Genomic DNA, 26564 nt, shown 5'->3' with positions numbered 1-26564 from the left:
ATGAAATTTGCTTTATCTCTGATCCTGCTCTGTTTACTGAGCGGGTGGAATAGCGCCCTTGCCGGTACCTGTACAACCATCACGCCGCAAATATCGACGATATCTGTGGGCACGATTAACGTGCAGCGTGATGCCCCCGTGGGCACTATTATTTTTTCTCGCGCCGCCTCATCAACGGGAACCTATTTAACGGGATGTTCTAACCCGCTGATGCTGGGATTCAGTATGCGATATAACAATGGGAACCTGAGCAGCTACGGTAACCATGTTTATGCCACCAATGTCAGCGGTATTGGTATTCGCTTTTCCTCAGGGAATTATTTTGAAAACCCGGTTTACACGTTTTCGTATAACGCGGTGACGTCGTATGTGGATTGGTTTGGTGGAAAAGTTGAGCTGGTGGTGACCGGCCCGGTAACGTCGGGCGCTTTAACGCCGGGCGTTATCGGAACCGTGGCGCTTCAGGGAAGTGACGGTGTTTATCGTGACGGTCTGACGGTCCAGTTAACTGACGGCACAATTAATGCGCTGGCATGCACGATAACGACGGCGCAGTTGACGTTCCCGATAGGCGATATTCCGGCCTCATCGTTTGGCTCCGTTATTGGAACCACGCCATCCGGCGCCCAAAATACGCAAAATCTGGGGTTAACCTGCAGTGCCGGCACCAATATCAGTGTGTCACTCAGCGGTATGCAAAATCCGGACAGCGCCAATACCAGCGTCATGGCATTAACCGGTCAGGGGAATGCCGGTACGGCAAAAGGGGTAGGGGTTCAGCTACTTTATAACGGTTCTCCTTTGGTAATGAACGGTCGCCTGTTATTAAAACAGTCTGCGGGAGGACAGGAGACGCTCCCGTTAACCGCGCGCTATTACCAGACGTTAACCACCGTGGAATCAGGCTCGGCAAATGCGTCAGCCACGCTTACGATAACCTATCAATAACCGGTGAGATGATGAAAATAATTCCCGCGGCGTTGCTTGTGTCGGGTTTACTGTGCGGCAAAGCGCTATGTGCAGACAGCGTAAATATCGGGGTCACCGGAAATATCGTGGCCTCACCCTGCCTGTTTAATAACGGCAATACGAATCTCGATATTAATCTGGGCAATATCCAGGCGAGTAATATGGTGACGCCAGGATCATCCTCAGACCCGGTTACGTTTGATCTGTTATTTACCCAATGTCCGGTGGGGACGCGTAGCGTCACCGCTACCTTTACGGGTACACCCGACCCTGTTGCCGGCGCCGACTATTACATTAACCGCGGTACGGCCACCCACGTGGCGATAGCAATGCGCGAGGCCGGAAGTGGCATACTGAAAGGGAACGGCTCCAGCATGACGGAATATGTCGCCTCAGACCGGACGGCGAAGATGGCCATGCAGGCTGCGGTTATATCCACCGGAGGCAGGGCGACGCCCGGCACCCTCAGCGCAGTGGTGGTCATTACGCTGCAATACAATTAAGTCGCGCGGGATTTCACGCGCATTTTTGCTTCCCGTCGGTATGGTCTATGTTGAATATTTTAATTAGCGAGACGGATTCGTTATTTCAGTCTGGTCTGCAGTATTTTTTTATGGATTTCTTTTGGCGTAATTTTAATGACTGTATTCACTTTGATTATGAAATGACGCCGCATAACGTCAGCACGGCGGATATTATTGTCCTCTCTTTATGCCAGGGGGAAACCCTGACCTGTTTTCCGGAATTACAGTCACGGCAAAAAGGCATTGTGATCGGCTGGGTTGACGATGAGCAACGCTCTACGGCGTCGCAATCCTGTTATCAGGATATTGTTTTCATCTCCCGCAGGACCTCTCTTGACATGATTGGCGAGACGGTAGGGTGTGCGTGGCGTAAAACGCAGTTGAAGGGACATGTGCTGCAGAAAACGTCCTGTTTCGATTGCGAGCATAAAATATTATCACCGCAGCAAATACGCATCGTCATGAACCTGTATAAAGGCTTATCCGTTATGCAGACGGCAGACGCGTTACAGATCGGCTATAAGACCGTTTTTGCGCACAAGTACATGATCATGCAAAAATTTAACCTGCGAAGTGATTATGAGCTTATCGCGCTGCTCAACAGGATGGTGAAGAAAAACGGCACCCCCAATATTTTTCGTGATTCTGTGAGACAGGGTTTCCAGGACCGCCCCTGTCTGGAGGCGTAAAGGCACTTTTATTGATGACAGGAATAACGGAAACAAGTGTTCGGTTATGAAACTTTAGAGTTGCATCTGCAGCATGTTATTTTTACGTTTTATATAACGATTAATTAGCGATGCAAATTCATAAAACCCTGAAACCGATTTTTGTGACCAGGTTCAAGTGTGTGGGGCCGGAATGTTTAATTTCCTGCTGCCGCGGCTGGACAATTTCCATTGATAAAAAAACGCATCAAAAATATCTTTCATCAACGCATCCCGGTATCGCTGCAATCGCCAAAGACAATCTGATTCTGCAGCGTAAAGGCAAAGTAAACTATTCCCGTATTAAACTGGATGAAAATGGGGAGTGTCCGTTTATCGATGAAAATAAGCTCTGTATGGTACACCGTGATTTAGGTGAAAGTGCCTTATCGCACACCTGCAGTACTTATCCCCGAAGCTCCACCCGCTATCTGGATGAAACTCGCCACAGCATGACCCTTTCATGTCCGGAAGTGGTCAGGCGGGTTCTCTTCGACCCCGATGCGATGTTATTGCAGGAGCAGGATGAACTGCTGGCCGTTTATAAAACCAATCTGATTGGTCAGCGCCAGTCTATGCCTCAAAGCAGCCAGGTCATTCATCTCCTTGCGTGGAAAATAATCCAGTCGCCAGCGAGGAATGTTGAAGAAAATTTGATGGCGCTGGCTCAGTTGATCCTGACCTTACAGCATGTGAACTTCGATTTGCACAATCAGTATGAGCAGGTTGAACGCTTTTACGAAGCCTTGCTGGAAGCGTTGCAGAGCGGTAAATCGCTGCTCTCTGAAAGCAATGTCGGGCGATCAAATGCGATGAAATATCTGGCGTTGTCGATCCTCGGCACGAACGTGGCGCGAGATTCTGCACGGGATGGGTATATCAACGAAGGGCATCGTCAAATTGCTGACTTTTTGAATTTCAGCCATGACAGCGATCCCGCCAGGCTGGCGCAGAAATTCGACGCGATTAACCAGCAGTGGGGGAAACTTTGCCAGGAATCCTGTCTGTCAGAGCCGTACGTATTACGCAACTATCTGTTGTACAAACTCTACAGCGGCTATTTCCCGGGTAAGAATACCGCCACCATTATGCGTCAGTTTTATCGCATCGTTCTGGACTTTTTCTACCTGAAAGTTTTCCTGAGCGTCAAATCAATGGATGAACAACTGGACCAGCAGATGGTCATGAAAACCATCGCCAGCTTCTCAGAAAAGACCCTGCACAATCAGACCATTGATGCCCGTATGGATTTTGCTATCGATAAGATTAACGGTGGGGACGACCTCTCGTGCCTGCTGCTGATTGGCTAACGTATAACGAGGCTCGCCGTGGCGAGCCTCTTTTTCCTCAGACGTTCACCGCCGTGATTAACCGCGTCTTCATGGTCTGATAAGACGACGCCGCAAAGTCTTCCGCCCAGCGTTGGTCTTCAATTGCCTCAAGCTTAACCGCACAATACTTGGTTTCTGGCGTTTTGGAGACCGGGTCAAGGTTATCCTGCGTCAGTTCGTTACAGGCACCAATCCACCACTGGTAGGTCATATAAACCGCACCGGCGTTGATGCGCTCGCTGATGCTGGCACGGGTAATGACTTTGCCCCGACGGGAATGCACCCACACCAGCTGTCCGTCTTTAATGCCCAGGTTGTCCGCATCAAGGGGGTTCATTTGTACACGGCCTGGTTCGTCGGCAAGGCTTTGCAGCGCGGCGCAATTGCCGGTCATTGAACGGCAGGAGTAGTGGCCGACCTCACGCACGGTGCAGAGCACCAGCGGATACGTTTCGTCCGGGATCTCGGCAGGCGCGCGCCAGGCTGCCGCAAAAAGCTGGCCTTTGCCGCTCGGCGTATCGAACTGGTTATCTTTATAGAGATACGGCGTCCCCGGGTGATCGAGCGTTGGACACGGCCATTGCACATGGCCCATTTCACCCATTTTTTCGTATGTCACGCCATAGAATAGCGGACAGAGCTCGCGCATCTCGTCCCAGATCTGCTGGTTGGATGCGTAATGCATCGGATAGCCCATTTCGGTAGCAAGCAGGCTGATGATCTCCCAGTCACGTTTCACGTTGCCGCTGGCCTCAATGGCTTTACCGAAACGCTGGAAACCGCGGTCGGCACAGGTAAAGACGCCACCGTGTTCTCCCCACGATGTGGCAGGTAACAGAACATCCGCCACTTCCGCCGTTTTCGTCATAAAGATGTCCTGAACCACCACGAAATCGAGTGCTTCAAAACCGCGGCGCACCAGCCCCAGATCGGCTTCAGTCTGCAGCGGATCCTCGCCCATGATGTAATAGGCTTTTACCTTGCCTTCCAGCGCAAGGTGAGGGACTTCGGTGATACGCGTTCCAACCTCTTTGTCCATAATCCCGACATCGATTCCCCAGGCAGTGGCGAATTTCTGCCGGACCGCCGGGTCCGTAACGTCCTGATACCCCGGGAACATATTGGGCAGAACGCCCATATCACACGCGCCCTGAACGTTGTTTTGACCACGTACTGGCCCAACGCCGACGGCAGGTCGACCAAGGTTTCCGGTCAGCAGCGCCAGGCTGGAGAGACCTTTGACCACGTCTACAGCCTGACCAAACTGCGTTACGCCCATGCCCCACATGACGGTGGCGGAAGGCGCAGCCGCGAACGTCCGCATCGCCTGACGCACATCCCGGGCTGGAATGCCGGTGAGATGTTCAACGTTTTCGGGCGCGTAGTCTTTGACCGTTTCCCGATAAGCGTCAAGCCCTTCGGTAAAGCGCGCGACGTAGTTTTTGTCGTACAGCTCCTCTTCCAGAAGGACATAGCCAAACGCATTGACCAGCGCCATGTTGCTGCCGTTTTTCAGCTGCAGGTGCTGGTCGGCAATGCGTGCGGTTTCAATGCGACGGGGATCGCAGACGATGATTTTCGCGCCATTTTCGCGGGCTTTTAAGACCCGACGGGCGACGATGGGGTGCGAATCGGCGCAGTTATAGCCAAACACCAGCAGGCATTTTGAGTTTTCAATATCGTTAATGGAATTGCTCATTGCACCGTTGCCGAGGGTTTCCTGTAACCCGGCAACAGAAGGGCCGTGACAGACGCGCGCGCAGCAGTCCACGTTGTTGGTATTCAGCACCGCACGGGCAAATTTTTGCATCACATAGTTCGTTTCATTCCCTGTTCCCCGGGAGGAACCGGTGGTCATGATGGACCGTGGGCCATACTGCTCTTTTATGCTCCTGAGTTTATGGGCGGTATAGCGGATAGCCTCTTCCCAGGTGACGGGGGTAAAAGCCTCTCCCTTGTGGTAGCGGATCATGGGCTGAGTCAGACGGGGGGTAAGCAGACGCGTATCGTTCAGGAAGTCCCAGCCATAAAAGCCTTTCAGGCACAGGGTGCCCTGGTTTGTTACGCCTTCGGCCGCTTCGGCACGGAGGATACGGTTATTTTCGACGACAAGGTTTAATTTGCAGCCTGCACCACAGTAGGGGCAGACGCTGGCGATTTTTTTCATCAATAACAGACCTGTTAAGAAATGAAGCAAAGTTGACTGGGTAGCCCAGTCCCGTAAACGGGAGTAAGCAGGAACCATGCCATATTTACTTTGTAGGTTTTACAGGGTGTTATACGAGGAGGGAACGTGTCATCGTCAGCCCGATCGTCAGTTTTGACGATGACACGTTAGCCTTCACAGAGGGGAGGGTTTTTAGAGATCGTCCATGGTGTGACCCACAACGATTTCCAGGGTCTTACGAATGACATCTGCCTGCACAACGTCGTTTGTGGATTCCAGCGTCTGGATCAGCCACAAAATGATCGCTTTGTTGGACAGGTGTCCTTCAGAAGCCAGAACACAGCGTACTGCAGTAGAAAAAACAGCGGACTCTTCAGCAAAACGATCGCCTGCGTGACGGAAATATTCCGACAGCGCGCTTTCTAAAAAAGCGGAATGGTATTCGGGTTGAAGCTGAATATTTTGTCTCATTTGTTCTCACCGTAGCTGTAAAATTGCAGTCAATGTATTTTCCTGGGATCGGACGGTTTTCCATTTCCAAATAACGGCACTACATTGTCTCTTTTAACGTTGAGAGATCCCTCTCTATCGGTTCGTCCTTGCGCGGTTCTGCGACGTTTCAGGGCGATGTTGTTTGAACCGATGTCGGCAATCACCATCGCAAGTGTCTCCCGCCGCTGGGGATCCTTTTCATGCGCTTTCATATCCCGCAGACGCTGAACCAGAGCTTCGGTTGTGACGGGGCCTCGCTCTTTCAAAAGAGAAAGAACGGCTTCACCGATAAGCTGGTCAATCAGTCGGTCTGCATCACTGCTGTTCATAACATTACCGTTCGAAAAGCAGACCAAGCAGCATGTGGTAATGCTGTTCCTCTTCAGGCCCATCGGCCTTTTCGAGGCGGCTTAAGAGTTTGGTACAGAGCGATTTGCGATTCAGATTTCGCCCGTCGCTAAGAATCTCAACCACGACCTGACCGAGTGTCTCCTGTTGGGTAGGAAGCGCGGCCTTCTCGAAGTAGTGCGCGATCGCTGCTGCTGAATCTGCGACATAATCCTTCTGCTGCATGTTTCGCTCCTGTAAAAAAATGTAATCACTAACGTTACATTTAAGGTATACATAATTTCCAAATCTGTACATAGAAAATGTACAATTTTTTAAAATAATTGTGATATATTTTATAAATTCTATGTTTATCAGGTGGTTGAGTCATAAAAATGAAGCATTTCCGTTACAGAATATATTGTACAATACCCACCATGATGGATAAGTTGTACAACGCAGGAAACGGATGCGTTAGGTGCCGTAAATGGTTGAGATGTAAATTATTTGTCACGTAATTAATATGCTATAACAGATGTTTACCGACGTGTTTTTGTGGCCAACCCCTAACCCCCTTCAGGATAAGCATGCTTACAACCATCATATACCGCAGTCATATCTGCGAGGACGTTCCAGTGAAAGCGCTGGAAAACATGGTAGCTGCTGCAAATAGTAAAAACCGGCAATCCAATGTCACGGGGATCTTGCTGTTTAACGGCACGCATTTTTTTCAGTTGCTCGAAGGCCCAGCGGAAAACGTTTCATCCATTTACGAGCAGATTTGCCAGGACACGCGCCACCATAACGTGGTGGAGCTGATGCGCGATCACGGCCCCTCCCGACGCTTCGGCAAGGTTGGCATGGAGCTTTTTGACTTGCGTCAGTTCGACAGGGAAGAGGTGCTTCAGCAGGTTCTCGACAAAGGCACCAGCAGGTATCAACTGACATATAGCGATCGCGCCCTGCAGTTTTTCCGCACCTTCGTGGAGGCCACGGAGAAAGCCAACTATTTTGAACTGCCGCCTGCAGATGCCTGGGATTTCATCCCGGAAGAGACGCCTTTATCGGCGCAACCGGAGGTGGTGGCTAAAGGCGCGGATTGCAGCTTTGCGTTCCAGCCTATCGTGGATCCGTTTATGCAGCAGGTCGTCTCCTGGGAGGCCTTGATCCGCACGCCCACCGGTGAATCGCCCGGAACCTATTTTGCCCAAATTCCTCGAGAAGAGGTGTACGCCTCTGATTTGAAAAGCAAGCAGGTTGCGCTCTCCATGGCGAGCGCTCTGGGATTACAGGATCAGACATTATCCATTAACCTGCTGCCCATGACGCTGGTCAACGTGCCTGGCGCCGTGGATTTCCTGCTGACGGCCATTGACGCGAATGGCTTTGTGCCGGAGCAGATTGTGGTGGAATTCACCGAGAGCGAAGCGATTTCCCGTTTTGAAGAGTTTACCCATTCGGTCAGGCAGCTAAAAAGTGCCGGTATCAGCGTAACCATCGATCACTTTGGTGCCGGTTTTGCCGGTCTGCAGTTACTGGCGCAATTCCAGCCTGACAGAATTAAGATTAACCGCGATCTGGTCGCGAATGTGCACAAAAGCGGCCCGCGGCAGGCCATCATTCAGGCGATTATCACCTGCTGTTCCTCGCTGGAGATCCAGTTCTGTGCCGTCGGCGTTGAGAAGCCTGAAGAGTGGATGTGGCTGGAGTCTGCAGGCATTTCCCAGTTCCAGGGGCACCTGTTTGCCAGCCCGCGTCACGGGGGAATTCCGGCGATCGCGTGGCCAGAGAAGAAGTTTGAATTTTGAGAAAGCTGTACATAAACCTGCAAGCTTGACTGTACGCGCGGCAAAATTTGTACAACAATACATTAACGGGTGAAGGAACTTGTATACCCTTCACCCGCTCAAAAAGAGGCCTTAGTTATACAAATGGTTTGTACAATCTGATAAGGTTGGTCTGGTTGGGTATGGAAGTTCTAAGCGTGAGGGAGTTAATGGCCTATTACAGTATCGGCGAAGTGGCCGAACGATGCGGTATCAACCCCGTTACGCTGCGTGCCTGGCAGCGCCGTTATGGATTGTTGAAGCCGCAGCGAAGCGAAGGGGGCCATCGTCAGTTTGACGATGAAGATATCCTGCGTATTGAAGAGATCAAACGCCTGATGAAAAGCGGCGTTTCGGTCGGCAAAGTCAAAGGCTTGCTGGAAAACAAAGAAGTGATGACTCAGGGTAACTGGGCATCAATCCAGGAAGAGATGATGACGGTTTTGCGTTATGCCAGCCCGGCAAAGCTGCGCGCCAAAATAGGCGAATACCGCCGCGATCACGCGATGGATGCGCTTATCGATAATATTATTTCTCCCGTTCGTCAGCGAATGAATCAGGATCAAAATACGGTGCGTCATATGGCGAGCCTGCTTGACGGTGTGCTGATAGAATTTGCTGTAGCAAGCCTGGCGGAGTCACGTAAGAAAGCCGGTAAAGATGCTCTGCTTATTGGCTGGGAGTGTGATGACCGCACCCACTTGTGGCTTGAGGCTGCGCGTCTGGCACAAAAGGGGTGGCATATTGACGTGTTGGCCGACCCGATTGATTCCCCTCGTCCGGAGCTTTTTCCTGGGCAAAGAATTTTCGTCTGGACCGGTAAAGCGCCGACGCCGCGTCAGCAGGAACTGCTTGACCACTGGCGTGAACAGGGTTTTGTTGTCTCCTTTCATCATTAATTTCCGCAGGCCTTGAAGGCCTTTTTTTTTGCCCGTCGTTTCTCTGGATAAAATCTATCTTAAAAATAGGCATTTCCGATGCATATTTTACTTTTCCCCTTTACTCCACTTTTCTGATTCGATAACCCATTATTTTTCAAAGTATTGCACAATTAAATCCATCCCGCCCGCATCCGCTGACAGGGTCTATGCTTAATAAAAGTATGCAAAAAGGGCGATTTAGCCCAATGCCCCTGCTGACAGAGGGTTGAAGTGATAATCGTTATCACTAACATGGTGTTATGCCCTGGGGCTTATTAGATGAGGTGGACCTATGGAACTGCATTCAGAAACCTTCAATCCTGCCGACTTCGCCTGGCGTGGCTTAACGCTCACGCCAGCGGCGGCGGCACATATTCACGAACTTGTGGCGAAAAAGCCAGAGATCCTCGGCGTGCGCCTGGGGGTGAAACAGACCGGCTGCGCAGGATTCGGTTACGTGCTCGATACCGTCACAGAACCCGAGAAAGATGATCTGGTATTCGAAACTGACGGCGCAAAATTGTATGTCGCCCTGCAGGCCATGCCGTTTATTGACGGCACGGAAGTGGACTACGTACGTGAAGGTTTAAACCAGTTATTCAAATTTCATAACCCGAAAGCCCAGAACGAATGTGGGTGCGGCGAAAGCTTTGGGGTATAGGCGGTACTATGTCTCGTAATACTGAAGCAACGAGTGATGTTAACACCTGGAGTGGCGGCCACCTCAATTATAAAGAGGGGTTCTTTACCCAGCTGCAGACCGATGAACTGGCGAAAGGCATCAATGAAGATGTCGTCCGGGCGATCTCGGCCAAACGCAATGAACCTGAGTGGATGCTGGCGTTTCGTCTGAGCGCCTTCCGGGCGTGGCTGGAAATGGAAGAACCTCACTGGCTGAAAGCGCATTATGACAAGCTGAACTATCAGGATTACAGCTACTACTCTGCGCCATCCTGCGGGAGTTGCGACGACACCTGCGCCTCACAGCCTGGCGCGGTGCAGCAAACCGGTGCGGACAACAGCTTCCTGAGCAAAGAAGTGGAAGAGGCGTTTAACCAGCTGGGTGTGCCCGTTCGCGAAGGGAAAGAGGTGGCGGTGGACGCCATTTTTGACTCCGTCTCAGTGGCGACAACCTACCGTGAAAAACTGGCAGAACAGGGGATTATTTTCTGCTCCTTCGGCGAAGCGATTCACGAGCACCCTGAGCTGGTGAAAAAGTACATCGGCACCGTGGTGCCAAGTAACGATAACTTTTTTGCCGCGCTTAATGCGGCGGTAGCGTCTGATGGCACCTTTATCTACGTGCCAAAAGGCGTTCGCTGCCCGATGGAGTTGTCGACCTATTTCCGCATCAACGCGGAAAAAACCGGTCAGTTCGAACGCACCATTCTGGTGGCCGATGAAGGCAGCTACGTCAGTTACATTGAAGGGTGCTCTGCACCGGTCCGTGACAGCTACCAGCTTCACGCCGCGGTGGTTGAAGTCATCATCCATAAAGATGCCGAGGTGAAATACTCCACGGTGCAGAACTGGTTCCCGGGCGATGGCAACACCGGCGGTATTCTGAACTTCGTGACCAAGCGTGCGCTGTGCGAAGGCGAAAACAGCAAAATGTCCTGGACCCAGTCGGAAACCGGCTCTGCGATCACCTGGAAATACCCGAGCTGTATTCTGCGTGGGGATAACTCGATCGGTGAGTTCTACTCCGTGGCGCTGACCAGCGGCCATCAGCAGGCAGATACGGGTACCAAGATGATCCACATCGGTAAAAACACCCGGTCGACCATTATTTCCAAAGGCATCTCCGCCGGGCACAGTCAGAACAGCTATCGTGGGCTGGTCAAAATCATGCCGACGGCCACCAATGCCCGAAACTTTACCCAGTGTGACTCAATGTTAATTGGCGCAGACTGCGGGGCACACACCTTCCCGTACGTTGAATGCCGTAACAATACCGCCCAGCTTGAGCACGAGGCGACGACGTCACGTATTGGGGAAGATCAGCTCTTCTACTGCCTGCAGCGCGGGATCAGTGAGGAGGATGCCATCTCAATGATTGTGAACGGCTTCTGTAAGGATGTGTTCTCTGAACTGCCGCTGGAATTTGCCGTTGAAGCCCAGAAACTCCTCGCCATTAGTCTTGAACACAGCGTCGGTTAAGGAAAGCACATGTTAAGTATTAAAGATTTACAGGTTAGCGTGGAAGACAAAGAGATCCTGCGTGGTCTCAATTTTGACGTCAAACCGGGTGAAGTCCACGCCATTATGGGGCCCAATGGCTCCGGGAAAAGTACGCTCTCCGCGACGCTGGCAGGACGCGAAGATTACGAAGTGACCCACGGGTCGGTCGAGTTTAACGGCAAAGATTTGCTGGAGATGTCGGTGGAAGAGCGGGCCGGTGAAGGTATCTTTATGGCCTTCCAGTATCCGGTGGAGATCCCGGGGGTGAGTAACCAGTTCTTTCTGCAAACGGCGCTGAACGCGGTACGTAAATATCGCGGACTGGAAGCGCTGGACCGCTTTGATTTCCAGGACCTGATGGAAGAGAAGATTAAGTTGCTGAAAATGCCGGAAGACCTGCTGACCCGCTCGGTCAACGTCGGTTTTTCAGGCGGTGAGAAAAAGCGTAACGACATTCTGCAGATGGCGGTCCTTGAGCCTGAACTGTGTATTCTGGATGAGACCGACTCCGGTCTGGATATTGATGCCCTGAAGATTGTCGCCGACGGGGTGAACTCCCTGCGCGACGGCAAACGCGCGTTCATCATCGTCACTCACTACCAGCGTATTCTGGATTACATCAAGCCGGATTACGTCCATGTGCTTTACCAGGGGCGTATTGTGAAATCCGGTGATTTCACGCTGGTTAAACAACTGGAGGAGCAGGGTTATGGCTGGCTTACCGAACAGCAGTAATGCGCTCCAGCAGTGGCACCGTCTGTTTGAAGCGCAGGGCAATACGCGCTCGGAACAGGCGCAACAGCACCTGCAGCAGATGCTGCGTCTAGGTTTGCCGTCACGCAAGCAGGAGAACTGGAAATACACGCCGCTTGATGGCCTGCTGAACGGCGAGTTCGTCACCCGCCTGGCAGACATCAGCCCGGCGCAGCGCGATGCTCTGGCATTGACCGTTGATGCCGTGCGTCTGGTCTTCGTTGATGGTCAGTTCCGCCCTGAGCTGAGTGACAGCACCCAGGACAGCGGGTTTGAGATTGCCATTAACGATGACCGTCAGAGCCTGAGCACCCCGGTACAGCCCGAGGTCTTCCTGCACCTCACCGAGAGCCTGGCGCGGAGCGTGACGCATATTCGCGTTAAGCGTAACCAGCGTCCGGTAAAACCGCTGCTGCTGATGCACATCACCCAGGGAGCAGACGGCGACGAGATCAACACTGCTCACTACCGCCACCATCTTGAGCTGGCGGAAGGGGCGGAGGCCACGGTGATTGAGCATTACGTCAGCCTCAACGAAGCCCGGCACTTTACCGGGGCGCGTTTGACAATGCATGTTGCCGCCAATGCCCAACTTCACCATATCAAACTGGCGTTTGAAAACCCGCAGAGCCACCACTTTGCGCATAATGACATGCTGCTTGGACAAGATGCCGCGGCATACAGCCACAGCTTTTTGCTGGGCGGCGCGGTACTGCGCCACAACACCAGCACGCAGCTTAACGGCGAGAATACAACGCTTCGCATCAACAGCCTGGCGATGCCGGTTAAAACGCAAGTGTGCGATACACGCACCTGGCTTGAGCACAACAAAGGCTACTGTAACAGTCGCCAGCTGCACAAAACCATTGTCAGCGACAAAGGGCGGGCGGTGTTTAACGGCCTGATTAACGTGGCGCAGCACGCGATTAAAACCGACGGGCAGATGACCAACAACAACCTGCTGTTGGGACGCCTGGCGGAAGTGGACACCAAACCACAGCTTGAAATCTATGCTGATGACGTGAAGTGCAGCCATGGCGCGACGGTCGGGCGAATTGATGACGAACAGATGTTCTATTTACGCTCCCGCGGTATCGACCAGCAGGCGGCGCAGCAAATGATTATCTATGCGTTTGCCGCTGAACTGACGGAAGCGCTGCACGATGGCCTGTTAAAACAGCAGGTGCTGGCCCGTATCGGGCAGCGTCTGCCTGGAGGCGAAGCATGAGTTTTCCCGTAGAGAAAGTACGGGCAGATTTTCCGGTTCTGACCCGTGAAGTGAACGGTCTGCCCCTGGCGTATCTGGACAGTGCGGCCAGCGCGCAGAAACCGAATCAGGTGATCGAAGCGGAAGCGGAATTCTACCGCCACGGTTATGCTGCCGTGCACCGGGGGATCCACACCCTGAGTGCGGAGGCGACCCAGCGTATGGAAAATGTGCGTACCCAAATCGCCGCTTTCCTCAATGCACGCTCGCCAGAGGAACTGGTGTTTGTGCGTGGTACCACCGAGGGGATCAACCTTGTTGCCAACAGCTGGGGCAACGCGCAGGTCCACGCGGGGGATAACATCATCATCACCCAGATGGAGCACCATGCCAATATCGTGCCGTGGCAGATGCTCTGTGAGCGTGTCGGTGCGCAACTGAGGGTGATCCCATTGAACGTTGATGGCACCCTGCAGCTTGAGCAACTTGACGCGTTGCTGGATGCGCGTACGCGGCTGGTGGCCGTGACCCAGGTTTCTAACGTGCTGGGAACCGAGAACCCGGTGGCAGCGATTATTGAGAAAGCCCACCAGGCCGGCGCGAAGGTGCTGATTGATGGTGCGCAGGCGGTCATGCACCACGCGGTCGACGTCCAGGCGCTGGACTGCGATTTCTACGTCTTCTCCGGGCACAAGCTCTATGGGCCGACCGGGATTGGCGTGCTGTACGTGAAAGAAGATATTCTGCAGGCGATGCCACCGTGGGAAGGGGGCGGCTCGATGATTGCGACCGTCAGTCTCTCAGAGGGGACCACCTACGCACGCGCACCGTGGCGCTTTGAAGCTGGCACGCCGAATACCGGCGGGATTATCGGGCTGGGGGCGGCCATCGCCTATGTCACGTCTGTTGGCCTTGACGCGATTCAGGAGTACGAACAACTGCTGATGCACTACGCGCTGCAGGAGCTTGCCAGCGTACCGGCGCTGACCCTGTATGGCCCGGCGGACCGCCAGGGGGTAATTGCGTTCAATCTCGGTAAACACCATGCATACGATGTGGGCAGTTTCCTCGATAATTACGGCGTGGCCGTGCGTACCGGGCACCACTGTGCTATGCCGTTGATGGCGTTTTACCAGGTGCCGGCGATGTGCCGCGCATCGCTGGTGATGTACAACACAACGGAAGAGGTCGACAGGCTGGTGGCGGGGCTTAAACGCATTCACCAGTTGCTGGGCTAACGGAGAGGCGAAAGATGGCAGATTTGCCGGATAAAGAAAAATTACTGCGTAACTTCGGGCGTTGCGCAAACTGGGAAGAGAAGTACCTCTATATCATTGAACTGGGCCAGCGTTTACCGCCGCTCAGCGAAGAGGCACACAACCCGGAAAATATTATTCAGGGCTGTCAGAGCCAGGTCTGGATTGTGATGGAGCAGACGCGCGACGGCGTGATCGAATTACAGGGCGACAGCGATGCCGCTATTGTGAAAGGGCTTATTGCGGTGGTATTTATTCTCTATCACCAGATGTCAGCGCAGGATATTGTCGCTTTTGATGTCCGCCCGTGGTTTGAAAAAATGGCCCTGACCCAACACCTCACCCCGTCCCGTTCCCAGGGGCTGGAAGCGATGATTCGCGCCATCCGCGCCAAAGCTGCAATCCTTAGCTAGACTTACAGAACAGCATTCATTCTGTTTCGCGAGGTGGTTCCCGCCTCGCTGGTTTTTCAGCTTTCTGGCATCCGGCCAGTGAATAAGGAATCTCAGCATGAAGCGCGCGTCTCTAATAACTCTATTACTCCTGGGTTCGCTCGGTGCTCTTAATTCGGCCCGCGCGATGGATTACCCGTTGCCGCCCGCAGGCAGCCGTCTGATTGGGCAAAATCAAACCTACACGATACAGGAAGGGGATAATAAACTTCAGACCATCGCTCGCCGGTTTAATACTGCAGCACAGCTTATCCTTGAAGCCAATAATACTATTGCGCCGGTAAACCCTGCGCCGGGGACGGTGATCACGATCCCTTCGCAGATGCTGTTGCCCGACACGCCCCGTGAGGGGATTGTCGTGAACCTGGCGGAGCTGCGGCTTTACTACTTCCCGCCGGGCGAAAACATCGTTCAGGTTTTCCCGCTCGGCATTGGGCAACTGGGACTTGAAACGCCGGTCACCACCACCCGGGTCAGCCAGAAGATCCCTAATCCTACCTGGACCCCAACACCGGGCATCAGAGCGCGCTCTCTGGAGCAGGGCATTAAATTGCCGCCCGTGGTCCCGGCCGGGCCAAATAACCCGCTAGGACGCTTTGCATTGCGTTTAGGCGTGGGTCATGGGGAATATTTGATCCACGGCACCAGCGCACCGGACAGCGTTGGCCTGCGGGTCAGCTCTGGCTGTATGCGCATGAATGCGCCGGATATCAAAGCGCTGTTTGAGCAGGTGCGGGTCGGCACGCGGGTGCAAATCATTAATGAGCCAGTGAAGTTCTCCGTCGAGCCTGACGGTAAACGCTATATTGAAGTGCATCGTCCGCTGGCGCAGGTTGAGGGTGAAAACCCCCAGATGACACCCATTTCGCATTCCGCAGACTTTGCGACGTTTGTCTCGCAGTCAGGAAGTGATAAAGCGCTTATCGATAAAGCCTTGTCACGCCGCGCGGGGATCCCGGTAGCCGTGTCGGCCGATAACGGCGCGTCAGCGCGTCAGAACGTGTTGTCAGTACAGAACAGTCGGACATCCGCTGTGGTCGCGGAAAATGACGGTGAGAAGGTGACGCAGTAGGGGTTTGACGCAGACAAAAAAAATGGCGCACAATGTGCGCCATTTTATTAACAGGTACTATTACTTACGGTATTTAGTAGCCTGGTTGTCCAGACGCTGGTTAGCGCGAGCTGCGTCGTCTTTAGCAGCCTGAACGTCGGAACGCATTGCGTTCACGTCGTTGCTCAGCTGGTCAACTTTAGCGTTCAGAGTCTGAACGTCAGAAGACAGCTGATCGATTTTAGCGTTGCTGGAGCAACCAGCCAGCAGAGTAGAACCCAGGATTACCGCGCCCAGTACCAGTTTAGTACGATTCATTATTAATACCCTCTAGATTGAGTTAATCTCCATGTAGCGTTACAAGTATTACACAAAGTTTTTTAGGTTGAGAATATTTTTTTGATGGGAATACGCCTATTTTTGATCGTTCGCTCAAAGAAGCATCGAATCGGCCCTTTTTTGGCAAAAAGCTCTGTAAAAAAAGGCATTTTTCATCGGATTCATCTTAGATAATTCGCAATTAAATAGAGAAACCCGATTTGCTTTTTGAATGACTTTGGCTAATGCATGAAATAAAAAAAGCGTCCCGGAGGACGCTTTTTATGAAAATTAATTCGTTCGGGAATTATTACAGCACGTGAACAGATGCTGTGTTGGTGGTTCCGCTTGGTACCAGCGCACCAGAAACCATGACCACAACGTCGCCTTTCTGTGCCAGGCCGCTTTCCAGCGCCAGCGCTTTACCCTGAATGTAGAAATCGTCGGTAGACGCGATTTCTTTCACCAGATGCGCAACCACGCCTTTGCTCAGCACCAGCTGACGGGCAGTGGTTTCGTTGGTGGTCAGCGCCAGGATCGTCGCGTCCGGGAAGTATTTACGGACTGCGCGAGCAGATTTACCGCCCTGGGTGGCAACCACAATCAGAGGCGCTTCCAGTTTCTCAGCGGTTTCTACCGCACCGCGGCAGACTGCTTCGGTAATACGCAGTTTGCGGCTGTCGTTGTTGAAGTCCAGACGGCTGGTCATCACGCGGTCAGTACGTTCGCAAATGGTCGCCATGATGCCAACGGCTTCCAGCGGGTATTTACCTTTCGCGGATTCGCCGGACAGCATGACTGCATCGGTACCGTCGAGGATGGCGTTAGCCACGTCGCCAGCTTCTGCGCGGGTTGGGCGTGGGTTTTTGATCATGGAGTCCAGCATCTGCGTTGCGGTGATAACCACTTTACGCGCGCGAACACACTTCTCGATCATCATCTTCTGCGCGAAGATAACTTCTTCAACCGGGATTTCAACACCCAGGTCACCACGTGCAACCATGATGCCGTCTGACGCTTCGAGGATTTCGTCGAAGTTGTTCAGGCCTTCCTGGTTTTCGATTTTGGAGATGATCTGGATCTTCTCGCCGCCGTGCGCTTTCAGGTGCTCACGGATTTCAACCACGTCGGAACGTTTACGGATGAAGGATGCCGCAACGAAGTCGACGCCTTGCTCGCAACCGAAGATCAGGTCTTGTTTGTCTTTTTCAGCCAGGGCTGGCAGCGCGATGGAAACGCCTGGCAGGTTAACGCCTTTGTTTTCACCCAGGTCGCCGTTGTTCAGCACTTTACAGATAACCTTGTTACCTTCGATGGCGGTCACTTCCATGCCGATCAGGCCATCGTCTACCAGCACGGTGTTGCCAACGGACAGGTCGCTGGTGAAACCTTCATAGGTGACCGCAACGATTTCGTTGTTACCGACAACAGTCTTGTCAGTGGTGAAGGTGAAGGTCTGGCCCGCTTTCAGAGAGACGTCGTTACCGCCTTCCAGTTTGATGGTGCGGATTTCTGGACCTTTGGTATCCAGCAGGATGGCTGCTTTTTTACCGGTCTTGCTCATCACGTTGCGCAAGTTCTGGATACGCTGACCGTGTTCAGCATAGTCACCGTGGGAGAAGTTCAGACGCATAACGTTCATGCCGGCGTCCAGCATTTTGCTCAGCATCTCTTCAGATTCGGTTTTCGGGCCGATAGTACAAACAATTTTCGTCTTTTTCATGACAGTCTTAGTCTTTAAGTTGGGAAGGATATGGAAATCTCGCTCCGGGGGCGCACCGCCGCGGAGTCAAACCTGTGTTGCAAAAGAGTATATGACACGCACTAAGGATAGGAGACATCAAATGAGCGTGCAGAAGAAAGTGTGCCTGAGTGACAGCCCAACGAAGGAGAGGAGTAGTTGTACGTTGTTTTTTGTATTCCAAGCGCTGAAACCATTCACCAGGGATTAGGCGCGCATTATACGCTGATTTTAAGATAAAAGGAAAATGAAAACAGCGTTTCAAAAATAATCTGTGCAGATCCACATGAGATTGTTATCAAGGCGTTAAGGTTAGATGACATCTTATCGCGGCAGGTGCGTGACCTGCCGCATTTTGCTTAGTTTTTCAGCGCCTGGCTGAGGTCGGCAATCAGGTCTTTGGCATCTTCAATGCCTACGGACAGGCGAATCAGCTGCGGTACGATGCCGTTGGCCAGCCGCTGCTCAAGCGGAATCGAAGCGTGAGTCATGCTGTAAGGCTGGCTGACCAGACTTTCCACGCCACCCAGGCTTTCGGCGAGGGTGAATAATTTCAGTGAGCGGATCACCTCTGTGGCCCGTTGCGCATCGCCTTTCACCACCAGAGAAATCATGCCGCCCGGCAGCGCCATCTGCGTGCGGGCAAGCGAATATTGCGGGTGTGATTCCAGCCCCGGATAAAATACCTTTTCGACCTGCGGCTGTTGCTCCAGCCATTGCGCAATGGCCAGCGCGTTGGTGCTGTGCTTTTCTACCCGCAGCGACAGCGTACGAATACCGCGCAGCGTCAGGAAGCTGCTAAACGGATCCAGTACACCGCCGACCGCGTTCTGCAGGTAGGCAAGCTTGTCCGCCAGCGCGGCGTTATTTCCCACAACCGCCAGTCCGGCGACCACGTCCGAGTGACCATTCAGGTATTTGGTGGCAGAGTGCACGACGATGTCGAAACCCGTTTCCAGCGGGCGATGGATGACGGGCGACGCGAAGGTATTATCGGCCACGCTGATGACGTGATGACGACGGGCGATATCGGCGATAGCCGCCAGATCCGCCAGTTTAAGCAACGGATTGGTTGGCGTTTCAACCCATACCATTCGCGTATCCGGCCGGATGGCGGCTTCAAGACCGGCCAAATCGTCCGGCTTGACCCAGCTCACCTGCAGGCCGGTGCTACGTTTGCGCACATTTTCAATCAGGCGCCAGGTCCCGCCGTAGACATCGTCAATGGCGACGATATGGCTGTCTTTATCCAGCAGTTCAAGCACGGTAGAGATGGCGGCGAGGCCGGAAGCGAAGGCATAGCCGCGGGTCCCGCCTTCCAGTTCGGCGATGGCGGTTTCCAGCGCATGGCGGGTCGGGTTGCCGCTGCGCGAATATTCATAGCCGGTGTGCTCGCCGGGTGACGGTTGCGCAAACGTGGAGGTGGCGTAAATCGGGGGCATGACCGCGCCATGCCGATCGTTAAACTCACCGCTGTGTACGCTCAGGGTTGCCAGATTTTTCATCATGTATTCCTTTATTGCTGAAGACGGTTGCGCCAGGCGGTAAGAACATCGCTGCGCGTAATCAGGCCCAGGAAGCGGTCATTGTCATTAATGACCGCCACCAGACCGCGATCGAAAATGGCGTTCAGGGCGCTTTCCGGGGCGTTTTTATCGAGGAACTCCACCTGACGGGTCATTGCCGCGGTCACGGGAAGCGAGAAGCGGTCGCCATCGCCACCGATATGGCGCAGAAGATCCCACTCGTCGATGATGCCCACGACCTGGCCGTTCTCCAGGACCGGCAGCTGGGAGATGTCATACAAACGCATCCGCGCCAGTACGGTGGAGAGGGTGTCATCCGGCGCGGCGGTGACGGTTGCGCCTTCATCGTGGCGCAGGGCGATGTAGTCGGAGAGATCGCCAGCCTGCGGCCGGGAGATCAAACCCTGCTGGCGCATCCAGTCATCGTTGAACATCTTTGAGAGATATTTGTTGCCACTGTCACAGGCGAAGGTCACAACCCGTTTCGGGGTGGTCTGTGCCTGGCAATATTTCAGCGCAGCCGCCAGCAGGGTGCCGCTGGAGGAGCCTGCCAGGATGCCTTCCGTTTTCAGCAGCTCGCGGGCGGTGGTGAAAGCCTCGCGATCGGTGATGCGCCAGGCACGATTCACCCCTTCGATGTGTGCCAGCGGAGGAATAAAGTCTTCACCAATCCCCTCAACCAGCCACGAGCCCGCATCCTGATAGCGTCCCGTTTCTACCTGATCGGCCAGGACCGAACCGGCCGGGTCGGCCAGCACAAATTCAGTCTGCGGTGAGTGCTCAGCGAACCACGCCTGTAGCCCACCCAGCGTCCCGCCAGACCCCACGCCGACGACGATGGCGTCAATCTTACCGTCAAGCTGTTCATACAGTTCAGGCGCGGTGGTGGTGCGGTGCGCCAGCGGGTTGGCTTCGTTATTAAACTGATCGATGTAATACGCCCCCGGCAGTTCATTCGCCAGACGTTGCGCGTAATCCTGATAGTAGGCAGGGTGGCCCTTATTGACATCGGAGCGGGTCAGTACCACCTGAGCCCCCAGTGCCCGCAGGTGGAAAATCTTCTCGCGGCTCATTTTGTCTGGCACCACCAGGATCAGCGAATAGCCTTTCTGCGCGGCGATCAAGGCCAGGCCAAGACCGGTATTTCCCGCCGTCGCCTCAATGATGGTACCGCCTGGCTGGAGCTGGCCGTTGCGCTCCGCTTCGTTAATCATCGACAGTGCAACGCGGTCTTTAATCGAACCGCCCGGGTTCTGGTTTTCCAGCTTCAGAAACAACGAGCAGAGACCGGTATCAAGCTTATGCAGCTGGATAAGCGGGGTGTGGCCAATCAGTTCGGTGACGGAGTGGTAAATCGTCATGGTGTTTTCCTTTCAGGAGGTCATGACAGGATGATAGGGCGGGGAAATTAACCCCTTAAAGAATCCTTCACTCCGTTTTAGAACAGAAAAGAATATAAATGCCGTTTTTGGATGGAGGGATAGCAAGACGTAAAGTGCTCTGGATGTGAGGATGGCTATATCAGTCAAAAATGCTGCAAAATTAACCGTTTTCATCAGGTGATGAACCGCTGATATGCACATGCCAGATAATCATTTCTGAAATTGGTCTAAATGCCTGCCGGCGCGAAAACCGCTATTTATTCCTGCAAGTTATAACAAATTCCTTTTTGTTCATTTAAAAGGTGATAACGCCTGTTTACTATCATTTGGACATCCATACTGCTAAACCGCCATGCGCGGGACGGATTACACATAAGAATGATTGTACTCAGCAATATTTCGAAGGTTTTTGACAACGGGAAGGTTGCACTCACAGCCGTTGATAACGTCAATTTGACGATAGAGCAGGGGCAGATATACGGCATTATCGGTTACAGCGGCGCGGGTAAAAGTACTCTTATTCGTTTGCTGAATGGACTGGAAAAACCCACTCGCGGCAGCGTGACCATCAACGGACAGGACATTTCTGCCGCAAAGGGCGAAGCACTGCGCCAGGCGCGTCTGAAGATCAGCATGGTCTTCCAGCACTTCAATCTGCTTTGGTCGCGCACGGTGAGTGAGAATATTGCGTTCTCAATGCAAATCGCCGGTGTGCCAAAAGCCAACATTAAGGCTCGCGTGGCAGAACTGGTCGATCTCGTTGGGCTGAAGGGACGCGAGAACGCCTATCCCTCGCAGCTGAGTGGCGGGCAAAAACAGCGAGTGGGGATTGCGCGTGCATTGGCCAATAACCCCGACGTATTGCTGTGCGATGAAGCCACTTCAGCCCTCGACCCCCAGACCACCGATCAAATCCTCGATCTGCTGCTGGACATTAACCGCCGCTTCAGGCTGACCATTGTGCTGATCACGCACGAGATGCACGTGGTGCGCAAAATTTGCGACCGCGTGGCGGTGATGGAGAACGGCAAAGTGGTGGAGGAGGGGGAGGTGCTGAGCGTCTTTACCCGTCCGCAGCAGCCTATCACTCAGCAGTTTGTCCGCCAGGTGAGCCAGTATGCCGAGGAAGAGACGTTTAATACGGAGCTGGCAGCGGACCTTGAAGGTAGCGTCATCAGGTTGACCTTTACGGGCCACAGCACCCATAAGCCGATCGTGGGCGAGCTGACTCTGCGCTACGGCCTGCCGTTTAACATTCTGCATGGAAAAATGACCCAAACGGCCCACGGCGTATTTGGGCAACTCTGGGTACACGTCGTGGCATCGGATGAACAACTGAGCAATATCCTCGCCGATCTGAAGCACAGCGATATTGAAGGCGAGGTAATTAAACATGGCTGAGACGCTTTTTCCTCATCTGAAGTGGGAGCAACTCTGGGCGGCGACGCTGGAAACGCTGTACATGACTGCCCTTTCCGGCGTGGCAACCTTTGTTCTTGGGATCGTCCTTGGCCTGGCGCTGTTTTTAACCGCGCGCGGCGGGTTGTTCCACAACCGCGCGGTCTACAGCGTGATTTCAATTGTGGTGAACGTGTTTCGTTCTATCCCGTTCATCATTCTGATTGTGCTGTTGATCCCGTTCACGAAAACCCTTGTCGGCACCATTCTTGGCGCCAACGCGGCGCTGCCGGCTCTGATTGTCGGTGCGGCGCCGTTCTACGCACGCCTGGTCGAAATTGCCCTGCGTGAAGTGGACAAGGGGGTTATTGAAGCCACGCGCTCAATGGGCGCACGGCTGAGCACCCTGGTGTTTCGGGTTTTACTGCCGGAGTCATCACCTGCACTGGTATCAGGTATTACGGTAACGCTGATTGCGCTGGTGAGTTACAGCGCCATGGCGGGGGTGATTGGCGCAGGCGGTTTGGGAAATCTGGCTTATCTGGAAGGATTCCAGCGCAACCATGGCGACGTCACGCTGGTGGCGACGGTGACCATTCTGATCATCGTTTTCATTATCCAGTTCTGCGGCGACGTCCTGACCTCACTGTTAGATAAACGATAATCTCTAATAACACACAGGAACCATCATCATGAAAAAAACACTGACACTGATCGCCGCAGCAACCCTGAGCGCCCTGAGCTTTGCCACCTGGGCTGATACCCTGACCGTGGGGGCATCCAACACGCCGCACGCCGAAATTCTGGAGCAGGCGAAGCCTATCCTGGCGAAGCAGGGTATCGATCTGGAGATCAAACCTTTCCAGGACTACATTCTGCCCAACACCGCGCTGGCGGGTCATGATATTGACGCTAACTATTTCCAGCATATTCCTTACCTGAACAGCGTGCTGAAAGATCACGCCGGTGATAAGGATTATGATTTTGTCAGCGCGGGCGCGATCCACATCGAGCCAATCGGGATCTACTCCAAAAAATACAAATCCCTGAAAGATCTGCCGCAGGGCGGCAAAATCATCATGCGTGATGCTGTATCTGAAGAGGGCCGCATTCTCTCTATCTTCGAAAAAGAGGGGGTGATCAAACTGAAGCCGGGCATCGACAAAGTGACCGCGCGTATCAGCGATATCGTGGAAAACCCGAAAAAACTGCAGTTCACGCCTAATGTGGAAGCCTCTCTGCTGCCACAGATGTACAACAACGACGAAGGTGACGCGGTCGTGATTAACGCCAACTACGCGATTGATGCGGGCCTTGATCCTGTACATGACCCGATTGCGGTAGAGAGTGGTGAAAATAACCCGTATGCCAATATCATTACCGTGCATCGTGGTGACGAGAAGAAGAAAGATATCGTCGCGCTGGTGAACGTTCTGCACTCCAAAGCGATCCAGGACTGGATCCGCACCAAATACAAAGGCGCAGTGATCCCGGTAAACAACTAATTTATTGATTTTACGAATGAAGCCCGGCGGGACTCTCGCCGGGCTTCTTTTTTGTATCCGGGCGATGAATCATTTAAGCTGAGAGTTTAGGGCAATGGAGTGATGACGATGGGTAATGTGACCAAAGACGAAGCGCTGTATCAGGAGATGTGTCGGGTGGTCGGGAAGGTCGTTCTGGAGATGCGTGATTTGGGGCAGGAGCCGAAGCATATTGTCATCGCGGGGGTGCTGCGTACGGCGCTGGCGAACCAGCGCGTAAAACGTAGCGAGTTAACCACCCAGGCGATGGAAACCGTGGTCAAAGCGCTGGCCGGTTGAAGCGCCAGCGTTTCGCAAGCTGCTCAAGGGAGCAGCAGAGCAGGTAATAGACCACACCCGTAAAGATAAAAATGGCTGCCGGGTAAATTTGCACCCGGTTGTTCACCTGGCCGGCCACCGTGGTGAGCTCAGGGACATTCACAATAAACGCCAGCGACGTATCCTTCAGCAGGCTGATAAAAATCCCCACCAGTGACGGCAGAATATTGCGCATCGCCTGCGGCAGCAGCACGCGCGACAGCGTTTGCCGGGTACTGAAACCCTGAGACAGGGCGGCCTCGTACTGCCCTGACGGTAAGGCGCTGAGTCCGGCCAGTACTGAATGCATAACCGAGGCCGCGGTAAACCAGGCCAGGGCCAGCGTGACGGTGAGCGCCCCCGGGAGATCGCCGCCGGTGATGAGCGGCAGCAGATACCACATCCAGAAAATCACAAAGATTAGCGGGATCCCGCGAATTAATTCCGCCCATACAAAGAGCGCCTTGCGCACAAGCCCCGTAAAACGCCAGGCCAGGCACGCGAGAGCAATTCCACCGGGCAGGGCGAGAGCCGCCGCGCCCAGCGCCATCAGCAACGAGAGCAAGACCCCGCCAGGCTCACCGACTGCCGCACGTCCCCAGAGCAGGTAATCCAGGTTATCGGTAATGACATTAAGTCCGGCAAGCATGGTTTCCCCTTCCTGAGATTGGGCCGAGGCGCACCAGCACCGCCCCCATCAGCATACCGGTAAGCAGGTACAGGACGGTGCCGACGGTAAACGCCTCCAGCGCATGGGCGTTGTAGCTTTCAATCTGTCTCACCTGATAGGTCAGTTCGGCAAAGCCAATGCCGCTGGCGAGCGATGAGAGTTTCATCAGATTGAGATACTGCCCGACAACGGGTTGCCAGGCGTTGGCCAGCCCTTGCGGCAGAAGGATGTAACGAAACAAGCGCCACGCGGAAAATCCCTGTGCGAGCGCCGCTTCCCGTTGCCCGGCAGGGACTGAACGTAGTCCCGATGCCACTTCCTCAATCAAGAAAGCCGAGGTGAATACGCCTAACCCCCATGCAGAGCATAAAAACTCGGGGGTAAACCACCAGACGTCACCGGGTAAAACGGACCAGCGGTGATCCGCATTCACGGCATCCCGGAACGCCTGCGGTAACCCGTTCCAGGCGGCGAAATACCAGAACAGCAGCTGCACCAGCAGCGGCGTATTGCGAAACAGCGACACCCAGCTACTGACGACTACGTTCCCGACACGTCCACCCGTCAGGCGCAGAAGCAGAAAAAGCAGCGCGAGCAGGGTTGCCAGCAGCATCCCCGCGAGCGTCACCCACAGGGTGGTGAGAAATCCGGATGCGATCCACTGCAGGGGCTGTCCGGTCAGCACGCCCTGCCAGTCAAGTGCGGGCATTAGAGATGCTCCTGATGCAGCGGGTTCAGGACTTTTTGCAGGAATCGCTGAGCGCGTGGGTGCGACGGTTGCCTGAAAAATTGCTCCGGTGGCGCGGTTTCAAGAACGTGCCCGGCGTCGATAAACACAATCCGGTCGGCAATTTCCCGGGCAAATTGCATCTCATGCGTCACCACAATCATGGTGATCCCGCTGTGCGCAAGCGCCTTCATCACGAACAGCACTTCGCCAATCATCTCCGGGTCAAGCGCGGAGGTTGGCTCATCGAACAGAATGATTTGCGGTGAAGAGGCCAGCGCGCGGGCAATCGCCACGCGCTGTTGCTGACCGCCGGAAAGTTCGGCAGGGAAATGGTGTGCTTTTTCCAGCATCCCCACTTTTTCCAGCAGTGCCAGCGCCCGCGCCTGAGCTGGCTGGGCCTTCCAGCCGTGAACATGCTCCAGCGCCAGCGTGATGTTTTGACTGGCGGTGAGATGGGCGTAAAGATTGAACTGCTGAAACACAAACCCGACGCGGCTGCGCAACTGACGCAGCGCGGTACCGGAGAGCCGTTCTGTGGGTTTGTTATCGATCAGGATCTCGCCACCGCTCAGGGTTTCAAGCTGATTGATAAGCCGGATCAGGGTGGATTTTCCGGAACCCGAAGGCCCGAGAATGGCCACCACTTCACCTGGCGTGATGGTGAGGTTAATGCCCTTTAAGACCTGATGGTTACCGTAATGTTTCTGCACATCGCGAAACTCGACGCTGGCGTGTTCCAGATGTGAAAAATCCGCGGCACCGGCCGCGGAGTGTGAAAAAAGCGCTGAGAGCATA

At 53.8% G+C, this 26564-nt stretch carries 28 protein-coding genes; 17 read left to right on the top strand and 11 right to left on the bottom strand.

Features of this window, described 5'->3' with window-relative positions:
• The 4 genes from ACMVME_RS03495 to fliB all read left to right on the top strand — a co-directional run bounded on the left by ACMVME_RS03495 (position 1) and on the right by fliB (position 3510).
• The gene (locus ACMVME_RS03495) at positions 1–948 is read left to right on the top strand and encodes a fimbrial protein (RefSeq protein WP_251858852.1); all 948 of its coding nucleotides are present in this window, start codon (positions 1–3) and stop codon (positions 946–948) included.
• A gap of 8 nt (positions 949–956) precedes the next feature.
• The gene (locus ACMVME_RS03490) at positions 957–1472 is read left to right on the top strand and encodes a fimbrial protein (RefSeq protein WP_014169728.1); all 516 of its coding nucleotides are present in this window, start codon (positions 957–959) and stop codon (positions 1470–1472) included.
• Between the two features lie 47 nt (positions 1473–1519).
• On the top strand, positions 1520–2182 hold the full coding sequence (locus ACMVME_RS03485) for a helix-turn-helix transcriptional regulator (RefSeq protein WP_078773938.1): 663 nt from the start codon (positions 1520–1522) through the stop codon (positions 2180–2182).
• A 110-nt stretch (positions 2183–2292) separates the two neighbouring features.
• On the top strand, positions 2293–3510 hold the full coding sequence (gene fliB, locus ACMVME_RS03480) for a flagellin lysine-N-methylase (protein ID WP_044859405.1): 1218 nt from the start codon (positions 2293–2295) through the stop codon (positions 3508–3510).
• Positions 3511–3547: 37 nt separating this feature from the next.
• Here the strand turns inward: fliB and fdhF are convergent, their stop codons facing one another.
• From fdhF to ycgZ, 4 genes are all read right to left on the bottom strand, one after another.
• Positions 3548–5698, bottom strand: a complete 2151-nt coding sequence (gene fdhF, locus ACMVME_RS03475) for a formate dehydrogenase subunit alpha (protein ID WP_068794541.1) — start codon at positions 5696–5698, stop codon at positions 3548–3550.
• A 192-nt stretch (positions 5699–5890) separates the two neighbouring features.
• Positions 5891–6169, bottom strand: a complete 279-nt coding sequence (locus ACMVME_RS03470; protein WP_014169732.1) for a biofilm development regulator YmgB/AriR family protein — start codon at positions 6167–6169, stop codon at positions 5891–5893.
• A gap of 29 nt (positions 6170–6198) precedes the next feature.
• Complete coding sequence (locus ACMVME_RS03465) at positions 6199–6519, bottom strand: hypothetical protein (protein ID WP_020884369.1); 321 nt, start codon at positions 6517–6519, stop codon at positions 6199–6201.
• Between the two features lie 4 nt (positions 6520–6523).
• Complete coding sequence (gene ycgZ / locus ACMVME_RS03460; RefSeq protein ID WP_020884368.1) at positions 6524–6763, bottom strand: regulatory protein YcgZ; 240 nt, start codon at positions 6761–6763, stop codon at positions 6524–6526.
• 341 nt (positions 6764–7104) lie between these two features.
• On the opposite strand from ycgZ, the gene ACMVME_RS03455 reads away from it, so the two are divergent.
• From ACMVME_RS03455 to ldtE, 9 genes are all read left to right on the top strand, one after another.
• Entirely contained in the window at positions 7105–8325 is a 1221-nt protein-coding gene (locus ACMVME_RS03455) for a diguanylate phosphodiesterase (protein WP_014169734.1), read from the top strand.
• Positions 8326–8513: 188 nt separating this feature from the next.
• Positions 8514–9242, top strand: coding sequence for a MerR family transcriptional regulator (locus tag ACMVME_RS03450; protein ID WP_414743385.1), 729 nt, complete (start codon positions 8514–8516; stop codon positions 9240–9242).
• A 313-nt stretch (positions 9243–9555) separates the two neighbouring features.
• On the top strand, positions 9556–9924 hold the full coding sequence (gene sufA, locus ACMVME_RS03445) for a Fe-S cluster assembly scaffold SufA (protein ID WP_008500631.1): 369 nt from the start codon (positions 9556–9558) through the stop codon (positions 9922–9924).
• A gap of 8 nt (positions 9925–9932) precedes the next feature.
• Positions 9933–11423, top strand: coding sequence for a Fe-S cluster assembly protein SufB (gene sufB / locus ACMVME_RS03440; protein ID WP_032681183.1), 1491 nt, complete (start codon positions 9933–9935; stop codon positions 11421–11423).
• Positions 11424–11432: 9 nt separating this feature from the next.
• Entirely contained in the window at positions 11433–12179 is a 747-nt protein-coding gene (sufC, locus tag ACMVME_RS03435; protein WP_020884365.1) for a Fe-S cluster assembly ATPase SufC, read from the top strand.
• Complete coding sequence (gene sufD / locus ACMVME_RS03430; RefSeq protein WP_040017285.1) at positions 12154–13425, top strand: Fe-S cluster assembly protein SufD; 1272 nt, start codon at positions 12154–12156, stop codon at positions 13423–13425. The genes sufC and sufD overlap by 26 nt, the downstream gene beginning before the upstream one ends.
• Positions 13422–14642 carry a cysteine desulfurase SufS gene (gene sufS, locus ACMVME_RS03425; protein WP_032681180.1) on the top strand — a complete coding sequence of 407 codons (1221 nt, stop codon included), beginning with the start codon at positions 13422–13424 and terminating at the stop codon, positions 14640–14642. The genes sufD and sufS overlap by 4 nt, the downstream gene beginning before the upstream one ends.
• A gap of 14 nt (positions 14643–14656) precedes the next feature.
• Complete coding sequence (gene sufE / locus ACMVME_RS03420; protein WP_025204370.1) at positions 14657–15073, top strand: cysteine desulfuration protein SufE; 417 nt, start codon at positions 14657–14659, stop codon at positions 15071–15073.
• 97 nt (positions 15074–15170) lie between these two features.
• Positions 15171–16184: a L,D-transpeptidase LdtE gene (gene ldtE, locus ACMVME_RS03415; RefSeq protein WP_014169743.1), complete on the top strand. Its 1014-nt coding sequence runs from the start codon at positions 15171–15173 to the stop codon at positions 16182–16184.
• 60 nt (positions 16185–16244) lie between these two features.
• Here ldtE and lpp read toward each other — a convergent pair whose 3' ends face one another.
• The 4 genes from lpp to ACMVME_RS03395 form a co-directional block, all read right to left on the bottom strand.
• On the bottom strand, positions 16245–16481 hold the full coding sequence (gene lpp, locus ACMVME_RS03410) for a murein lipoprotein Lpp (protein WP_001082307.1): 237 nt from the start codon (positions 16479–16481) through the stop codon (positions 16245–16247).
• Between the two features lie 310 nt (positions 16482–16791).
• Positions 16792–18204: a pyruvate kinase PykF gene (gene pykF, locus ACMVME_RS03405; protein ID WP_014169744.1), complete on the bottom strand. Its 1413-nt coding sequence runs from the start codon at positions 18202–18204 to the stop codon at positions 16792–16794.
• 377 nt (positions 18205–18581) lie between these two features.
• On the bottom strand, positions 18582–19727 hold the full coding sequence (locus tag ACMVME_RS03400; RefSeq protein WP_041162559.1) for a trans-sulfuration enzyme family protein: 1146 nt from the start codon (positions 19725–19727) through the stop codon (positions 18582–18584).
• Positions 19728–19738: 11 nt separating this feature from the next.
• Positions 19739–21109 carry a pyridoxal-phosphate dependent enzyme gene (locus ACMVME_RS03395; RefSeq protein ID WP_014169746.1) on the bottom strand — a complete coding sequence of 457 codons (1371 nt, stop codon included), beginning with the start codon at positions 21107–21109 and terminating at the stop codon, positions 19739–19741.
• A 399-nt stretch (positions 21110–21508) separates the two neighbouring features.
• On the opposite strand from ACMVME_RS03395, the gene ACMVME_RS03390 reads away from it, so the two are divergent.
• From ACMVME_RS03390 to fumD, 4 genes are all read left to right on the top strand, one after another.
• The gene (locus ACMVME_RS03390) at positions 21509–22531 is read left to right on the top strand and encodes a methionine ABC transporter ATP-binding protein (protein WP_020884357.1); all 1023 of its coding nucleotides are present in this window, start codon (positions 21509–21511) and stop codon (positions 22529–22531) included.
• Positions 22524–23192 carry a methionine ABC transporter permease gene (locus tag ACMVME_RS03385; protein WP_025204366.1) on the top strand — a complete coding sequence of 223 codons (669 nt, stop codon included), beginning with the start codon at positions 22524–22526 and terminating at the stop codon, positions 23190–23192. Before ACMVME_RS03390 ends, ACMVME_RS03385 begins: the two co-directional genes overlap by 8 nt.
• Before the next feature lie 28 nt (positions 23193–23220).
• Positions 23221–24033: a MetQ/NlpA family ABC transporter substrate-binding protein gene (locus ACMVME_RS03380; protein ID WP_014169750.1), complete on the top strand. Its 813-nt coding sequence runs from the start codon at positions 23221–23223 to the stop codon at positions 24031–24033.
• A 108-nt stretch (positions 24034–24141) separates the two neighbouring features.
• Positions 24142–24351 (top strand): fumarate hydratase FumD, encoded by a 210-nt coding sequence (gene fumD, locus ACMVME_RS03375; protein ID WP_014831602.1) that lies wholly within the window; start codon positions 24142–24144, stop codon positions 24349–24351.
• On the opposite strand, the gene ACMVME_RS03370 is transcribed toward fumD, so the two are convergent.
• Genes ACMVME_RS03370 through ACMVME_RS03360 form a run of 3 tightly spaced genes read right to left on the bottom strand, consistent with a single transcriptional unit; the run spans position 24332 to position 26563 of the window.
• Positions 24332–25018 carry an amino acid ABC transporter permease gene (locus ACMVME_RS03370; RefSeq protein ID WP_047744540.1) on the bottom strand — a complete coding sequence of 229 codons (687 nt, stop codon included), beginning with the start codon at positions 25016–25018 and terminating at the stop codon, positions 24332–24334. The two genes, fumD and ACMVME_RS03370, sit on opposite strands and share 20 nt — an antisense overlap.
• Entirely contained in the window at positions 25002–25748 is a 747-nt protein-coding gene (locus ACMVME_RS03365) for an amino acid ABC transporter permease (protein ID WP_014169753.1), read from the bottom strand. The genes ACMVME_RS03370 and ACMVME_RS03365 overlap by 17 nt, the downstream gene beginning before the upstream one ends.
• Complete coding sequence (locus ACMVME_RS03360) at positions 25748–26563, bottom strand: amino acid ABC transporter ATP-binding protein (protein WP_063156077.1); 816 nt, start codon at positions 26561–26563, stop codon at positions 25748–25750. Before ACMVME_RS03360 ends, ACMVME_RS03365 begins: the two co-directional genes overlap by 1 nt.
• Between the last annotated feature and the right edge of the window lies 1 nt (position 26564).

The sequence above is a fragment of the Enterobacter cloacae complex sp. 2024EL-00711 genome (assembly GCF_047529885.1).
GTDB classification, from domain to species: domain Bacteria; phylum Pseudomonadota; class Gammaproteobacteria; order Enterobacterales; family Enterobacteriaceae; genus Enterobacter; species Enterobacter ludwigii.
The sequence above is the reverse complement of the archived record's forward strand: the minus strand, read 5'-3'. Positions and strand labels throughout refer to the sequence as shown.

Bases quoted from the DNA above. Each gene is read 5' to 3' on its own strand.
- ACMVME_RS03495 (WP_251858852.1), top strand. From the start codon at position 1: ATGAAATTTGCTTTATCTCTGATCCTGCTCTGTTTACTGAGCGGGTGG.
- ACMVME_RS03490 (WP_014169728.1), top strand. From the start codon at position 957: ATGATGAAAATAATTCCCGCGGCGTTGCTTGTGTCGGGTTTACTGTGC.
- ACMVME_RS03485 (WP_078773938.1), top strand. From the start codon at position 1,520: ATGTTGAATATTTTAATTAGCGAGACGGATTCGTTATTTCAGTCTGGT.
- fliB (WP_044859405.1), top strand. From the start codon at position 2,293: ATGCAAATTCATAAAACCCTGAAACCGATTTTTGTGACCAGGTTCAAG.
- fdhF (WP_068794541.1), bottom strand. From the start codon at position 5,698: ATGAAAAAAATCGCCAGCGTCTGCCCCTACTGTGGTGCAGGCTGCAAA.
- ACMVME_RS03470 (WP_014169732.1), bottom strand. From the start codon at position 6,169: ATGAGACAAAATATTCAGCTTCAACCCGAATACCATTCCGCTTTTTTA.
- ACMVME_RS03465 (WP_020884369.1), bottom strand. From the start codon at position 6,519: ATGAACAGCAGTGATGCAGACCGACTGATTGACCAGCTTATCGGTGAA.
- ycgZ (WP_020884368.1), bottom strand. From the start codon at position 6,763: ATGCAGCAGAAGGATTATGTCGCAGATTCAGCAGCAGCGATCGCGCAC.
- ACMVME_RS03455 (WP_014169734.1), top strand. From the start codon at position 7,105: ATGCTTACAACCATCATATACCGCAGTCATATCTGCGAGGACGTTCCA.
- ACMVME_RS03450 (WP_414743385.1), top strand. From the start codon at position 8,514: ATGGCCTATTACAGTATCGGCGAAGTGGCCGAACGATGCGGTATCAAC.
- sufA (WP_008500631.1), top strand. From the start codon at position 9,556: ATGGAACTGCATTCAGAAACCTTCAATCCTGCCGACTTCGCCTGGCGT.
- sufB (WP_032681183.1), top strand. From the start codon at position 9,933: ATGTCTCGTAATACTGAAGCAACGAGTGATGTTAACACCTGGAGTGGC.
- sufC (WP_020884365.1), top strand. From the start codon at position 11,433: ATGTTAAGTATTAAAGATTTACAGGTTAGCGTGGAAGACAAAGAGATC.
- sufD (WP_040017285.1), top strand. From the start codon at position 12,154: ATGGCTGGCTTACCGAACAGCAGTAATGCGCTCCAGCAGTGGCACCGT.
- sufS (WP_032681180.1), top strand. From the start codon at position 13,422: ATGAGTTTTCCCGTAGAGAAAGTACGGGCAGATTTTCCGGTTCTGACC.
- sufE (WP_025204370.1), top strand. From the start codon at position 14,657: ATGGCAGATTTGCCGGATAAAGAAAAATTACTGCGTAACTTCGGGCGT.
- ldtE (WP_014169743.1), top strand. From the start codon at position 15,171: ATGAAGCGCGCGTCTCTAATAACTCTATTACTCCTGGGTTCGCTCGGT.
- lpp (WP_001082307.1), bottom strand. From the start codon at position 16,481: ATGAATCGTACTAAACTGGTACTGGGCGCGGTAATCCTGGGTTCTACT.
- pykF (WP_014169744.1), bottom strand. From the start codon at position 18,204: ATGAAAAAGACGAAAATTGTTTGTACTATCGGCCCGAAAACCGAATCT.
- ACMVME_RS03400 (WP_041162559.1), bottom strand. From the start codon at position 19,727: ATGAAAAATCTGGCAACCCTGAGCGTACACAGCGGTGAGTTTAACGAT.
- ACMVME_RS03395 (WP_014169746.1), bottom strand. From the start codon at position 21,109: ATGACGATTTACCACTCCGTCACCGAACTGATTGGCCACACCCCGCTT.
- ACMVME_RS03390 (WP_020884357.1), top strand. From the start codon at position 21,509: ATGATTGTACTCAGCAATATTTCGAAGGTTTTTGACAACGGGAAGGTT.
- ACMVME_RS03385 (WP_025204366.1), top strand. From the start codon at position 22,524: ATGGCTGAGACGCTTTTTCCTCATCTGAAGTGGGAGCAACTCTGGGCG.
- ACMVME_RS03380 (WP_014169750.1), top strand. From the start codon at position 23,221: ATGAAAAAAACACTGACACTGATCGCCGCAGCAACCCTGAGCGCCCTG.
- fumD (WP_014831602.1), top strand. From the start codon at position 24,142: ATGGGTAATGTGACCAAAGACGAAGCGCTGTATCAGGAGATGTGTCGG.
- ACMVME_RS03370 (WP_047744540.1), bottom strand. From the start codon at position 25,018: ATGCTTGCCGGACTTAATGTCATTACCGATAACCTGGATTACCTGCTC.
- ACMVME_RS03365 (WP_014169753.1), bottom strand. From the start codon at position 25,748: ATGCCCGCACTTGACTGGCAGGGCGTGCTGACCGGACAGCCCCTGCAG.
- ACMVME_RS03360 (WP_063156077.1), bottom strand. From the start codon at position 26,563: ATGCTCTCAGCGCTTTTTTCACACTCCGCGGCCGGTGCCGCGGATTTT.